Below are 13,124 nucleotides of genomic sequence, written 5' to 3'. Positions count from 1 at the left end.
CGGACGCCGTCAGCCCGGTGCCGGAGGATCAGGCCGACACTTCCGCGCGGACGATCGCGGCGCCTGCCGCCAGCGCGTGCAGCTTGCCCTGGGCGACGCTGCGCGAGAGGGGGGCCATGCCGCAATTGGTGGCGGGGTAGAGCTTGTCCGCATCGACGAAGCGCAGCGCGTTGCGCAGCGTGTCCGCGACCTCTTCGGGTGTTTCCACGCGATCCGTCGCGACATCGATCGCGCCGACCATCACCGTCTTGCCGCGGATGAGCTCGATCAGGTCCATGGGCACGCGCGAATTCTGGCATTCCAATGAGACGATATCGATCGTCGAGGCCTGCAGATTGGGGAAGGTCTGCTCATATTGCCGCCATTCGGACCCGAGCGTCTTCTTCCAATCGGTGTTCGCCTTGATGCCGTAGCCATAGCAGATGTGGACGGCGGTTTTCGCCTTCAGCCCCTGTGCGGCGCGTTCCAGCGTGGCGATGCCCCAGTCGTTCGCTTCGTCGAAGAAGACGTTGAACGCAGGCTCGTCGAACTGGATGATATCGACGCCGACCGCTTCCAGCTCGCGGGCTTCCTCATTGAGGATGCAGGCGAATTCCCACGCCAGCTTTTCGCGGCTGCGATAATGGGCGTCGTAGAGCGTGTCGATCATCGTCATCGGCCCGGGCAGCGTCCATTTGATCGGCTGGCAGGTCTGCGCGCGCAGGAAGCGCGCATCGTCGACGAAGACCGGCGCGGGGCGCGACACCGCACCGACGACGGTCGGTACGCTGGCGTCATAGCGGTTGCGGATGCGCACCGTCTCGCGCTGTTCGAAATCGACGCCGTCCAAGTGTTCGATGAACGTGGTGACGAAATGCTGGCGCGTCTGTTCGCCGTCGCCGACGATGTCGATCCCCGCCTGCCGCTGGTCGTCGACCGCGAGGCGCAGCGCGTCCTGCTTGCCCGTGATCAGGTCGTCGCCCTCCAGCCGCCACGGCGACCAGAGCGTTTCGGGTTGGGCGAGCCAGGCGGGTTTGGGCAGGCTGCCCGCGGTGGTCGTCGGCAAGAGTGTCGTCATGATCAGGATACCTTCGCGTTCGGGGCGATCACAGGCCGCAGGTCGCGGACCAGCGCTGCAGCGCGGGGCCATGCGGTTTGATGAGATGGGCTTCGGCAAATCGGCCCTGCTCGACGGCGAGGCGGCTGCGCTCTTCGCGATCGTAGACGATGCGGGTCAGCGAATAATCCTGTTCGTCCAGGCTGGGCTGATAGCGGGCCGCGGCCGCCGAATTGGCGTTGTAGATTTCGGGGCGATAGATTTTCTGGAAGGTCTCCATCACGCTGATCGTGCTGGCGAGTTCGAGGTTGGTATAGCCGTCGACCAGATCGCCGATATGGTAGAAGGCGAGCGGCGCGACGCTGTGTGGCGGCATGAAGTAGCGCGCCGTCATCCCCATCTTTGCAAAGTACAGATCGGTGGGCGAACGCCTGTCGGCCGCATATTCCACCCCCAGGATGGGGTGGACGTTGGTCGTCCGGTGATAGACCTGCTTGCTGGACACGCTGAGGCAGATGACGGGCGGCTTGTCGAATTGCTCGCGATAGGCGTCCGACGACAGGAAATGCTTGAACAGATTGCCGTGCAGGTCGCCGAACTGGGCGGGCGCACCCTTATTTCCCGACTGGCGCAGGTGATCGGGCAGCACGACGCTGAAGTCGTAATCGCGGATGTAGGACGAGAAATTGTTGCCGACCATGCCGGCGATGCACGCGCCGCTACGCGTGTCGGTGACGCGGGTGTGCAGGATTTCGATCAGCGGAAACGCCTCATCCTGCGCGTCGGGGCCGATGCGCAGCGCGGCCGACACGATGTCGAGCGCCACGGTGTAGCGGTCACCCGTCGGATTGTCCCAATGCATCAGCGAATTGAAGCGCCGGTCGATCATCACCAGCGTGTTGCGCAGATTGTCCCGGCGGCTTTCCCCGCGTGCCAGATTGGCGAAATTGGTGGTGATGCGCGTGGTGTCGGCGGGGCGATAGTCCTCGTCGAACGGGATGCTGCTTATGGTGAACGTAAAGCCGCTATTCGTCATGACTCACCTGCTGTTGACGAACAGGGGCATGGAAGAGCGCGCATGGCGTGAGCGAGGCCCGGATGGCGTGCGCCGTGGACCGTCCGCGTCAAGCGCGATCCACCGGAGGAACCCCCGTCCGAGGAACGTTATGGCGTCGGAGGCAGGTCTCCTGGCTCACGGGTCAATGCGGTGGTTCCGGCCTTCCCGGGCGCGGGTGCAGCGCCCAGTGACACGAAATGGAACCGCCGCTCGCCGCTTACAGTTGCGGGGGCAGCGCCGGATTTTGCCCGCAGGGGGCATCACCGGCTTCCCGTCTTAGCCCCACCGCCATGCCTGGGATGGGGAACCTCGACAGGCGTCTTAGGCAGGATCCCGCGGCATTTGTCAAGCACGATATAAAGATATCTTTATATCGTTATGTCGGGTTGATGAGGCATGCCACCCATACAAAAGCAGCGCCGATGGGGTGCATCGGCGCTGCTGAGGACGGCGTGTTTTTGGCTGGGGGGTCGCCTCAATAGGCGGCCGACAGCGTCAGGAACCACTGGCGCGGCGGGATCGGAAAGCCCGAGTAATTATTCGTCGCCGATCCGACGCCGAGGGTCGAAATGCCCTTCTTGTCGAACAGGTTGGTGACGTTGAGCGCCAGCTCCGCCTTGCGCAGCGGGATGACGCCCTCCGGCACCCGCGCCGCGACGCGCAGCGAGGTAAGGAAGTAGGAGGGCACCTTCGCATCGTTGCTGAACGTCGCGTAGCGCGCGCCGACATAATCGCCGATCACCTGTACCTCGACCGGATCGAGCGAGAGGGTGGCGACCGACTTGTTCATCCATTTGGGGATGCCGGGCAGCTGCTTGCCGCAGGTCGGCACGATGCCGCCGGCGACCAGATAGCCGCCGATGCAGGTGTCCGTTGCCGCGCCGATGCCGCTGGCGGTCGAAGTGTAGTCGCGCTTGTACTTCGACAGATTGTACGACGTGGCATTGTACAGCGACAGGACGCGGCCGAAGCGCAGCGTGAAGGCGGCGTCGACACCGTCGGTCTTCACGTTGCCGACGTTGACCAGGATCGAGGTGCCGCCGGTGATCGCACCGCCCGCGATGCCGCCGGGGTTGGTCGAGATCGCCAGCAGCCGGTCCTGGAAGTCGACGTGATAATAATTGACCTGCGCGCTGAAGCCGATGCCGCCGCCGAAGCTGCGGTTGCTGCGCAGGCCGGCTTCATAGGTCCAGCTGCTTTCGGGCCGGCCGCTCTGCGCGAAGGCGTTGAACGCCGCCTGGCTGCCCGTGAACCACGGGCCGCCGCCGCCCGCCAGATAGGCCTGATATTGCCGCAGGTTTTTCTGCGCGTTGGCATAGAGCTGTTCGTGGCCGTTGACGTCATAGGTCGCGCCGACCGCGGGCAGGAACCAGCGCAGCGTGTCGATCCGCCCCTGCGGCAGGTTGCCGGTCAGGCCGGACAGCGAGCCGACCACCGGCTGCACCGGGAAGCGGCCGGTCGCCCATTGCGCGCTGGTCTTGAAGCCTGCCTGGATCAGCAGCCGGTCGAATGCCTGCCAGCTGTCCTGCAGGTGCAGCTGGAGTTGTTCGATCTTCGCATCGCCCTGATATTGCGTGAACAACGGCTGCGCGACCGAGAGCGGGCGGATGTAAGGCGTGCTGTTGCCCGGCGTGTTGACGTCGACGCCATACCAGCGACGCCACTGCGTCGTGCTGTTGTGTTCGAACCAGCCGCCCAGTTCGATCTTGTGTGCGCCGAGATCGAGGTCGAGCGCGGAGATGACGCCCCAGCGATCGATGCGATATTCGGTGGTGCGGGTGATCAGGCCCGACCCGCCCGTCGCGGCGACCAGCGCGGCCCCGGCCGCCGCCGCCTGCGCATCGGTGCGCGCAGTGCAGGTCGTCGGGAGGATGCCGTTGGTATTGGCGGTAAAGCGGCAGTTGCTGGGCAAGGTCGCGTACGCCGGATCGAGATAGGCCTGCGCGGTGGTGATCGACTGGCCGAGCGGCCCCGCGACGACGCCGACGCCGTCATTGTGGTGGTAATAGGCCGTGTTGGTCAGCGTGATGCTTTTGGCGAGGCGGGCCTCGTACCGGCCATAGGCAAGATAATCGGTGCGCTGCGCATCCGAGTAATAATTGCGGTAATTGCCGCCTTCCGCCGCGGGCGAGTTGCCGAGCGCGCTGAGGTAATTGGTGCGATAGCCGTTGAAGTCCGGGTAGAAGAACGGCTTCGTGTACGGCGTGTAGAGCTGCGTCGCGCTGGCGGTTTTGCCGGCGGAGGGCTTGAAGAAGACCGTCGAATCCTCGTTCGGCTGCGTCATGTCGTTATAGTCGAAGTACAGCGTCAGCTTGCCGAGGCTGTCATCGTGGACGAACTTGGCGTTCGCCTGCCAGCCGCCCTGAATGCCGTTGAAGTCCCAGGCGCGGGCCCGCTGGCGGACGCCCGACACATAGGCGCTGTTGGTGCCGCCGCCGAAGGTGCCGGTGTCGATCCGCACGAAGGTGCGCGACGTGTCATAGCTGCCGACGGTCTGTGCGGCCTGAATGCCGAGCGTCGGCAGTGGGCTGGATGAATAGGTTTCGACCGTGCCGCCCAGATTGCTGTTCGACGCGGTGGCAAGATCGCCCGCGCCGGTCGCGACGACGACGCGGCCGACGTTTTCCGAAATCACCGCGCGCTGCGGCGACAGGCCGTTGTAATTGCCGTAGCTCTGGTCGCCGAGCGGGATGCCGTCCATCGTATAGCCGAGCTGGTTGCCGGCAAAGCCATGGATGAAGATCTGCGCGTTCTGTTCGTTGTTCCCCCACGGATCGGCGGTGACGTACAGCACGCCGGGCAGCGTCTGGATCGCTTTGAGCGGGCTGACGCCGGGCAGGATCTTCTGCATCTCGGTGCCGGGCAGCTCCACCGCGGTGCGCGTGCGGCCACCGGTGACGACGATGGCGGCGGGCTCCCCGGCGGCATCCGCCGTGTCGTCCGCAGGGGCGGGGGCCGTCTGCGCCTGCTGCGCACGGACGGCGACGGGACTGACGGATGCGACGGCTACGGCCAGTAGCGACACGGACGGACGGATCATATTCGGTTTTTCCCCCACGACCGCAAAGACGTATGCGGCTGAGCGGCGCGGTAGAGCGCTTTCGCGGCAGTTTTGCTGCACCGCGACAACAGATCGGTGACATGTCTGCGGCCGTTCGATGACGCCGTGGCACGGGGCCCGAACAGGGGCGGGGGGTGTCACGGAACTGTCTTTGATGCGTCATGACGGGCGTGCCAAATTGTAGCACGGCCGTAACGATCGCCGCCCAATGCCGCCCCGACAGGCCGAATGGGCCAAAGGGGACCTACATCATGATCGCTTGCAAATGGCTTCTGTGTGCCGCGCCGATGGCGCTCGTCGCGGGCAATGCCGCGGCGCAGACCGTGTCGGCGGATGCCGCCGCGACGGCGCAGGTCGAAACGCCCGCCGCCACGGATGCCGCCGACGCCCCGTCGGGCGACATCGTCGTGCTCGGCTTCGGCCGGACGCGTCAGGTGCAGACCGTGTCGGCGATCGAGATGGAGCGCCTGACCCCCGGCACGTCGCCGCTGAAGGCGATCGCCAAGCTGCCCGGCGTGAACTTCCAGTCGGCCGATGCCTTCGGGGCCTATGAATGGTCGACGCGCATATCGCTGCGCGGCTTCAACCAGAACCAGCTGGGCTTCACGCTCGACGGCGTGCCGCTGGGCGACATGAGCTACGGCAACGTCAACGGCCTGCACATCAGCCGCGCGGTGATTTCGGAAAACCTCGCCAGCACCACCGTGGCACAGGGCGCGGGTGCGCTCGGCACCGCCTCGACCAGCAACCTCGGCGGCACGATCGAATTCGTCAGCCGCAAGCCGTCGGACACGTTCGACCTAGTGGGTTCCGGCACCTATGGCAGCAACAACACGTGGCGCGGCTTTGCGCGGCTCGACACGGGTGATCTCGGCGGCGGGCTGAAGGGCTATATCAGCTACGGCTATCTCACCACCGACAAGTGGAAGGGCTTCGGCTCGCAGCGCCAGCATCAGGTCAATGCGAAGCTGATGGAGGATCTGGGATCGCGTGGCAGCATCACCGCCTTCGTCGATTATTCGGATCGTCGCGAAAACGACTATCAGGACCTTAGCCTCGACATCATCCGTCGCCGCGGGCTGAACAACGACAATATCTCGGACAACTACCCGCTCGCGCTGCAAATCGCGCGCGTCTACCAGAATCAGGCGACGCTGGCGGCCTATCAGGCGGCGAACAATGGATCGTCGGTGGGGTATGTCGCGCCCTGGACCGGCGCGGGCTTCACCCTGCCGAGCGGGTTCGGCACGGCCGACGATGCCTATTATGACGCGGCGGGCCTGCGGCGCGACTGGCTGGCGGGCGTCACGTTCGACGGCAAGCTGACCGACGCGCTGTCGATCGTGTCGACGACCTATTACCACCACAACAAGGGGCAGGGATCGTGGATCACGCCCTATTCGCCGACGCCGGCCGGCGCGCTCGGCGGCAATGGCCAGCCGCTGCCGCTCGCATCGACCGCGGCCTATAACCTTGCCTCGCCGCTCGGCTTCCGCACCACCGAATATGGCATCGATCGGGGCGGCAACATTACCCGCCTGACGCTGGAAACGGGCGCGAACCGGCTGGAGTTCGGCGGCTGGTACGAAAGCAACAGCTTCACCCAGGCGCGCCGCTTCTATGGGATGAGCAACACGACGCCCGATCGGAACGCCCGCGATTTCCAGTCGAACGCCTATCGCACGCAGTGGAACGGTAAGTACGACACCGAGACGCTGCAATATTTCGTGGCGGACACGCTGACGCTCGGCGACCTGACGCTGAACGGCGGCTGGAAGGGCATGCGCGTCAAGAACCAGGCGAACCTGCTGGTCGGCACGCTGGTCAACGGCAAGATCAAGGCGGAGGACTGGTTCCTGCCGCAGGTCGGCGCGGTCTATCGCCTGGGCGGCGGCGCGGAACTGTTCGCGAGCTATACCGAGAATATGCGCGCCTTCGTCTCGTCGGCGACGACCGGTCCGTTCGCGACGACGCAGGATGGCTTCAACGGCATCCGCAACACGCTGAAGCCCGAAACCTCGAAGACGGTCGAGGGCGGCGCGCGTGTGCGCAGCGGCGGCTTGCAGCTGTCGGCGGCGGGCTATTTCATCGACTTCTCGAACCGCCTGCTCACCTTCTCGAACGGCGCGGGTATCATCGGCAACCCGCCGACGCTGAACAATGCGGGCAGCGTCCACAGCTATGGCGCCGAAGTGTCGGCCTATTACCGCGTCGTCCAGCCGCTCTCGCTGTTCGCCAGCTATTCGTACAACCACGCGACCTATCAGAACGACGTGCGCAATGCCGCGGGCACCGTGCTGACCGCGACCGCGGGCAAGACGGTGGTGGATACGCCGGAGCATATGGTGAAGGGCGAGATCGTCTATGACGACGGCAGCGTTTTCGCCCGCGCCGGCGCGGACTATATGTCGAAGCGCTACTTCACCTATCTGAACGACCAGTCGGTGCCCGGCCGCGTGTTGGTGGATGCCAGCATCGGCTATCGCTTCGGCGAAGGCACGGGTATGTTCCATGGCTTCGCGATCGAGGGCAGCGTGACCAACCTGACCGACAAGAATTACATCTCGACGATCGGGACGAACGGCTTCACCGCGAGCGGGGACAATCAGACGCTGCTGGCGGGCGCGCCGCGTCAGTTCTTCGTCACGCTGCGTCGGGGCTTCTGATGCGGCGGCTTGCGACCCTCATCGCGCTGTTGCTGGCAAGCCCGGCAGCGGCATCGCCGGTGCTGCTGATCTCGCTCGACGGCCTGCGCCCCGGCGATATCAGCGACGCAAAGGCACGGGGCATGAACCTCCCCGTATTGAGCGGCCTGCGGGCGGAGGGCGCGAGCGCACAAGGGGTGGTGGGCGTGCTGCCGACGCTCACCTACCCCAGCCACACCACGCTGGTGACGGGCGTGTCGCCCGGCCGGCATGGCGTGGTGAACAACCTGACGTTCGATCCCGAACAGAAGAACCAGGGCGGCTGGTATTGGTATACGTCGGACGTGAAGGTGCCGACCCTGTGGCAGGCGGCGCATGCCGCGGGCCTGTCGACCGCCAACGTCCACTGGCCGGTGACGGTCGGCGCGACGGGGATCGACGAAAACCTGCCGCAGATCTGGCGGGCCGGCACCGAGGACGATCGCAAGCTGCTGACCGCGCTGGCGACGCCCGGCCTCGTCGCGCGGCTGGAACGCCGCGTTGGCGCCCGCTATCCGCAGGGGATCGACGAGACGGTGGAGGGCGATGCGCAGCGCGTCGCCTTTGCCGAGGCGCTGCTGGCCGACAAGCCGCAGTTCATGACGGTGTACCTGGCCGGCATCGACCACACCGAGCATCACGACGGCCCGGATTCGGCGGCGGCGAAGGCGGCGATTGAAGCGACCGATGCGCTGGTCGGGCGGCTGGTGCGCGCGGCCCGCGCGGCGATGCCGGACGTGACGGTGGTCGTCGTGTCCGACCATGGCTTCCTGCCGGTGAGCACGGACATCAACCTGTTCAAACCGTTCATCGATGCGGGGCTCATCACGCTCGATGCCAAGGGGCAGGTGACGGGCTGGCAGGCGATGCCGTGGATTGCGGGCGGCACGGCGGCGATCCGCCTCGCCCGGCCTGACGATGCCGCGCTGCTCGCCAAGGTGCGCGGCGTGCTCGCGGCGATGGCCGCGAATCCGGCGTATAAGATCGCCAGCGTCCTCGATCGCAGCGCGATCGCCAAGGCGGGCGGGGATGGCGAGGCGAGCTTCCTCGTCGCGATGCAGCCGGGCACGGAGACGGGGCGCGATCCGGCGGCGCCGATCGCGAAGCCGTCCGTCTATAAGGGCATGCACGGCTACGTCCCCTGGGACCCCGCGATGCGATCGACGCTGATCGTCGCCGGGCCGGGGGTCGCCAAAGGCAAGGACCTGGGCGTCGTCGACATGCGCGCGATCGCGCCGTCGATCGCGCGGCGGCTGGGCGCGAGCCTGCCGTCGGCGGAGATGCCGGCGGTCTTCTGACGATCCGGGGCACCGTTCGACCGTATTGGCGCTGATATAGTGTAACATTCGGCTTGTGCCGGATGCCGCGATCGACCAAAGGGCATCGGTCGTTGCGCCGCATCGTCGTGGTCGTGCGCACCGAGCGAACCCACGGAGACTGGCGACGATGACGGCTGCTTTGCCCGCCACGGCGACGATGGTGGCGGACACGGGGGAGCGGCGCGCCGCTCGTCCCGCGGCGCGCCTGCGATTGCAGGGGATCGACGCGCTGCGCGGCTTCGTCATGCTGGTGATGCTGCTCGATCACTTACGCGAAACATGGTTCCTGCACGTTCCCGTGCCCGATCCGGTCGATGCGCGGGTGATCTTGCCCGCTTTGTATCTGGGTCGGCTGGCGGCGAGTCTGTGTGCGCCGGTGTTCGTCGTGCTGACCGGCCTGTCGGCCTATCTGTTCGCCACCCGGCATACGTTGGCGGAGACGCGGGCGTTTCTGGTGAAGCGCGGGCTGGTGCTGATGGCGCTCGACGTCTTCTATCTATCCGAATTGTATTGGGGCGTCGCGAGTCCGACGATCTGGCTGCAGGTGATGTGGTGTATCGGCGTGTGCATGATCGTGCTCGCGGCGCTGATCGGTGTGCCGCGCCGGGTGTTGCTGGCGGTGGGGCTGGTAATTGTGTGCGGGCACAATCTGCTCGATTCCATCCATCTGCGTGCCGGCGATCCGCTGTTCCCGCTGTGGGCGATGCTGCACCAGCGTGACGTGATCGCGCTGCCGTTCGGACTGATCGCCAAGACGACCTATCCGGTGCTGCCGTGGATCGGCGTCATCCTGCTCGGCTGGTCGATCGGGTCGTGGTTCGGCGGCGACGTACCCGCGGCCGCCCGTCGCCGGCGGCTGGTCATGACCGGCGGCGCCATGCTGCTGCTGTTCGCGGCGCTGCGGCTGGCGAACGTCTATGGCGATGCGCCGTGGTTCGTCGTCGCGGGCGATGCGATGCGGACATGGATGAGCGTCTTCGCGCTCACCAAATATCCACCCTCGCTGCTGTTCCTGCTGCTGACGCTCGGCTGCGGCGCGCTGCTGCTCGCGGCGTTCGACCGGCTGGACGGCACCAGGCTGGTTGCGGCACTCGCGGTGTTCGGGGCGGCGCCGATGTTCTTCTACCTGCTGCACCTCACCGTCCTGCGCCTGCTCTATCACAGCGCGTTTGCGATCTGGGGGGCGACGCATGGCGCGACGTTCGGCGTCGATGACTACGGCTGGGTGCTGTTGTGGTATGTCGCGCTGATCGTGCCGCTCTACCTGCCGACGGCCTGGTTCGCGCGGTTCAAGGCGCGGCGGCGGGACATCGCCTGGCTGAAATATCTGTAGCGGCCGCTATCGCCCCGCCGGCATCACGCGCTTCAGGAACGCGGAGACCGGCCGTTCCCACACCGACGGATCGGCCTTGGCGAAGGTCTTGTGGCCGTCGTCGCCGAAGGACGGCAGGCCGACGAAGGTGACTGGCGGCGTCGAAGCTCCGGCATAGGCCGCATACATGCGATGGGCGAGATCGCGGCGGAAGAAATGGTCGTTGGCGGCGTAGAGCCACACTTGCGGCACGCGATTGCCCGCGCCGAAATGCCCCTCGGCGGCGATCAGCCGGTCTTCGCTGCCGCAGATATGCTCCTTGCCGTCGCCGCCACGCCCGCCGGCAAAGCTGATGACGCCGACGACGCCCGGCGGCGGCGCATCGGCGAGCGCGACCGCGCCGAAGCCGCCGGCGGACTGGCCGACCACGACGATCCGGCTGGGATCGGCACCCGGCAGCGTTGCGGCGGCGGAGACGATGGCACGCTCGACCGCGGCGGTCTTCTCTCCCGCCGCAACGTAATTCTCGTCCTGGCATCGCCCGGCGGCCTCGAGATACGAACCGCTCGACGTACCGAAGCCGGGGCGGAGCGCGGTGACGACCATATAGCCATGGTCGACGAACCAGGCGGCGGCGCGGACGAAGCCGAGTTCGACGCCGGGGAACTTGCTCTTGTCGGGCGGCGTGCCGTGGTTGATCACGACCAGCGGGAAGGGTCCCGACCCCGCCGGTCGGTACACGCGCGCGGCAAGCTGATAGCCGGTGCCGTCGATCGTGATGGGCAGCGTGCCGTCGGCCACCGTTGCGCGGGGCGCCGCCATCGCGGGCGAAGCGATGGCCACGCCGCATGTCGTCAGTACCGCGATCAGGACCTTGCGCATTCGAACTGCCCTCCAGCGTCGTATGCGGCGCAGGATGCGGCGCGGCGCGGGGCCGAGGCAAGTGAACTCGACGACAGGTTTCCGACATGTCCGGTGGCAATTGCGACAGGCCATCGACGGAAAGTGCGCGCTGCTGCATCTAGGGGTGTCGGGGAGAAGCCGTGCATTCAGATCAGCTAGTTGCCTGGGTCGGTCGTCACATCCTGCCGCATGAGCGGCGGTTGCGCGTCTGGCTGCGTGCGGCCTTCCCGACGGTGGACGTGGACGACGTGGTGCAGGAAACCTATTGCCGGATCAGCGGGCTGGACCGGTTCGATCATATCGACGATCCGCTGCGCTACGTCTTCCGCACCGCGCGCAACGTGGTGCTGGAACAGATCCGGCGCGAACGCGTCGTGAGCATCGAGGCGGCGAGCGGGCTGGCCGAGCTGGAACTGGTGCCCGAACCCGCCGGATCGCCCGAGGAGATCGTCGCCGGCCGTCATGCGCTGGCGCGGATCGAGCGGCTAATCGACGCGCTGCCCGATCGCGCGCGCACCATCTTTCGGCTGCGCAAGATCGAAGGCATCGGCCAGCGCGATATCGCCGCACGGCTGCGGATATCGGAAACGGTGGTTGAGAATGACGTGGCGCGGGGCTTGCGCCGCATCCTCGAACAGCTGACCGAGGAAGAGAAAGCGGAGCTGCCGATCCGTCGCCGCCGACCGGCGGCCGTGCCGCGGGCGCGCGGCCGCGACGGGGAGACGCGGCGATGATTGCGGAAGCCGCCAGCCGCTGGGCGGCCGCGCTCGATCGCGGGCTCGATGCGTCGGAGCAGGCCGAATTGTCCGCATGGTTGCAGGACGATCCGCGCCACCGCGGCGCGCTGCTTCGTGCGCAGGCTGCGCTGAGTCTGCTCGACCGTGGTCGCGCTCTGTCTGGCATCGAGCAGGGGGCGCAGGACGAGGCCCCACTGCCATCGCGCCGGCGATGGTGGCGTCTGGGCGGTGCGGCGGTCGCGGCAGCGCTGGTCGCCGGGGTCGGCATCGGCCTGTGGCCCGATCGGGCGGCGCGGATCGACACGGCGCTCGGCGAGATCCGGCGCATGCCGCTGGCCGACGGATCGGTCGCGGTGGTCAACAGCGGTACGGCGCTGCGCGTCGCTTTCACGCCCGCGCGCCGCAATGTCGAACTGGCGAGCGGCGAAGCGTGGTTCCAGGTCGCGCACAATCCGAAGCGGCCGTTCGTGGTGGCGAGCGGCCCGGTGCGCGTGCAGGCGGTGGGCACCGCCTTCGACGTCCGGCGGCAGGGGGATGCGGCGCGGGTCGTAGTGACCAAGGGCGTCGTGCGCATCTGGACGGAGGGAAGCGGCGTCGCGCCGATCGACGTCAGCGCCGGCCATGCCGCGACGATCGACGCCAGCGAGCGGATCGCGGTGCGCACGGTATCCGCCCAGACGTCGGACCAGCAGCTGGCGTGGCGCGACGGGCGCATCGTGCTCGACGACATGACGCTGCGCGACGCCGTCGCGGAGTTCAACCGCTACAATAGCGATCGGCTGGAGGTGGCGCCGGCGCTGGCCGGGCGGCGCTTGGTCGGCTGGTTCCGCACCTACGACATGGAAGGGTTCGCCAACGCCAGCGCGGCGATGGTCGGCGGCCGCGTCGAACGGCACACCCTGTCCGGCGGGGGCGAGGTGACGCGGATCGTCCCCGCAAAATAATTCGTCCACCACTGACGGAAATAGGGCCGCAATACATCCTTGAGGGCACGCGCCATGTGAAGCGCGGACAC

The 13,124-nt window shown here is 66.8% G+C and carries 9 protein-coding genes and 1 riboswitch; of the genes, 5 read left to right on the top strand and 4 right to left on the bottom strand.

What is annotated here, in order from left to right; translation table 11 throughout:
* Nucleotides 1-28: 28 nt before the first annotated feature.
* The 3 genes from A7E77_RS04400 to A7E77_RS04390 form a co-directional block, all read right to left on the bottom strand.
* Nucleotides 29-1,057 (bottom strand): methionine synthase, encoded by a 1,029-nt coding sequence (locus A7E77_RS04400; protein WP_192930015.1) that lies wholly within the window; start codon nt 1,055-1,057, stop codon nt 29-31.
* A 28-nt stretch (nt 1,058-1,085) separates the two neighbouring features.
* Entirely contained in the window at nt 1,086-2,072 is a 987-nt protein-coding gene (locus A7E77_RS04395; RefSeq protein ID WP_063686165.1) for a putative oxygenase MesX, read from the bottom strand.
* 123 nt (nt 2,073-2,195) lie between these two features.
* Nucleotides 2,196-2,420: riboswitch (cobalamin riboswitch) on the bottom strand.
* 148 nt (nt 2,421-2,568) lie between these two features.
* Nucleotides 2,569-5,133 (bottom strand): TonB-dependent receptor, encoded by a 2,565-nt coding sequence (locus A7E77_RS04390; protein WP_063686163.1) that lies wholly within the window; start codon nt 5,131-5,133, stop codon nt 2,569-2,571.
* A gap of 272 nt (nt 5,134-5,405) precedes the next feature.
* On the opposite strand from A7E77_RS04390, the gene A7E77_RS04385 reads away from it, so the two are divergent.
* The 3 genes from A7E77_RS04385 to A7E77_RS04375 all read left to right on the top strand — a co-directional run bounded on the left by A7E77_RS04385 (nt 5,406) and on the right by A7E77_RS04375 (nt 10,490).
* Complete coding sequence (locus tag A7E77_RS04385) at nt 5,406-7,820, top strand: TonB-dependent receptor domain-containing protein (protein ID WP_151895447.1); 2,415 nt, start codon at nt 5,406-5,408, stop codon at nt 7,818-7,820.
* Entirely contained in the window at nt 7,820-9,136 is a 1,317-nt protein-coding gene (locus A7E77_RS04380; RefSeq protein WP_063686159.1) for an alkaline phosphatase family protein, read from the top strand. Before A7E77_RS04385 ends, A7E77_RS04380 begins: the two co-directional genes overlap by 1 nt.
* A gap of 148 nt (nt 9,137-9,284) precedes the next feature.
* A complete protein-coding gene (locus tag A7E77_RS04375; RefSeq protein WP_226341846.1) occupies nt 9,285-10,490 on the top strand; it encodes a DUF1624 domain-containing protein in 1,206 nt (401 codons plus the stop codon).
* A gap of 6 nt (nt 10,491-10,496) precedes the next feature.
* Here the strand turns inward: A7E77_RS04375 and A7E77_RS04370 are convergent, their stop codons facing one another.
* Nucleotides 10,497-11,351 (bottom strand): alpha/beta hydrolase family protein, encoded by an 855-nt coding sequence (locus A7E77_RS04370; RefSeq protein ID WP_063686155.1) that lies wholly within the window; start codon nt 11,349-11,351, stop codon nt 10,497-10,499.
* A 161-nt stretch (nt 11,352-11,512) separates the two neighbouring features.
* Here A7E77_RS04370 and A7E77_RS04365 point away from each other — a divergent pair, with 161 nt between their 5' ends.
* On the top strand, nt 11,513-12,106 hold the full coding sequence (locus A7E77_RS04365; RefSeq protein WP_226341845.1) for an RNA polymerase sigma factor: 594 nt from the start codon (nt 11,513-11,515) through the stop codon (nt 12,104-12,106).
* On the top strand, nt 12,103-13,053 hold the full coding sequence (locus A7E77_RS04360) for a FecR family protein (protein ID WP_063686153.1): 951 nt from the start codon (nt 12,103-12,105) through the stop codon (nt 13,051-13,053). The genes A7E77_RS04365 and A7E77_RS04360 overlap by 4 nt, the downstream gene beginning before the upstream one ends.
* Nucleotides 13,054-13,124 lie beyond the last annotated feature (71 nt).

The organism is Sphingomonas sp. NIC1 (genome assembly GCF_001638925.1).
GTDB lineage: Bacteria > Pseudomonadota > Alphaproteobacteria > Sphingomonadales > Sphingomonadaceae > Sphingomonas > Sphingomonas aquatilis.
This window is presented reverse-complemented; position numbering and strand designations above follow the sequence as displayed.

Coding starts and splice junctions, on each gene's coding strand:
- A7E77_RS04400 (WP_192930015.1), bottom strand. CDS start 1,057: ATGACGACACTCTTGCCGACGACCACCGCGGGCAGCCTGCCCAAACCC.
- A7E77_RS04395 (WP_063686165.1), bottom strand. CDS start 2,072: ATGACGAATAGCGGCTTTACGTTCACCATAAGCAGCATCCCGTTCGAC.
- A7E77_RS04390 (WP_063686163.1), bottom strand. CDS start 5,133: ATGATCCGTCCGTCCGTGTCGCTACTGGCCGTAGCCGTCGCATCCGTC.
- A7E77_RS04385 (WP_151895447.1), top strand. CDS start 5,406: ATGATCGCTTGCAAATGGCTTCTGTGTGCCGCGCCGATGGCGCTCGTC.
- A7E77_RS04380 (WP_063686159.1), top strand. CDS start 7,820: ATGCGGCGGCTTGCGACCCTCATCGCGCTGTTGCTGGCAAGCCCGGCA.
- A7E77_RS04375 (WP_226341846.1), top strand. CDS start 9,285: ATGACGGCTGCTTTGCCCGCCACGGCGACGATGGTGGCGGACACGGGG.
- A7E77_RS04370 (WP_063686155.1), bottom strand. CDS start 11,351: ATGCGCAAGGTCCTGATCGCGGTACTGACGACATGCGGCGTGGCCATC.
- A7E77_RS04360 (WP_063686153.1), top strand. CDS start 12,103: ATGATTGCGGAAGCCGCCAGCCGCTGGGCGGCCGCGCTCGATCGCGGG.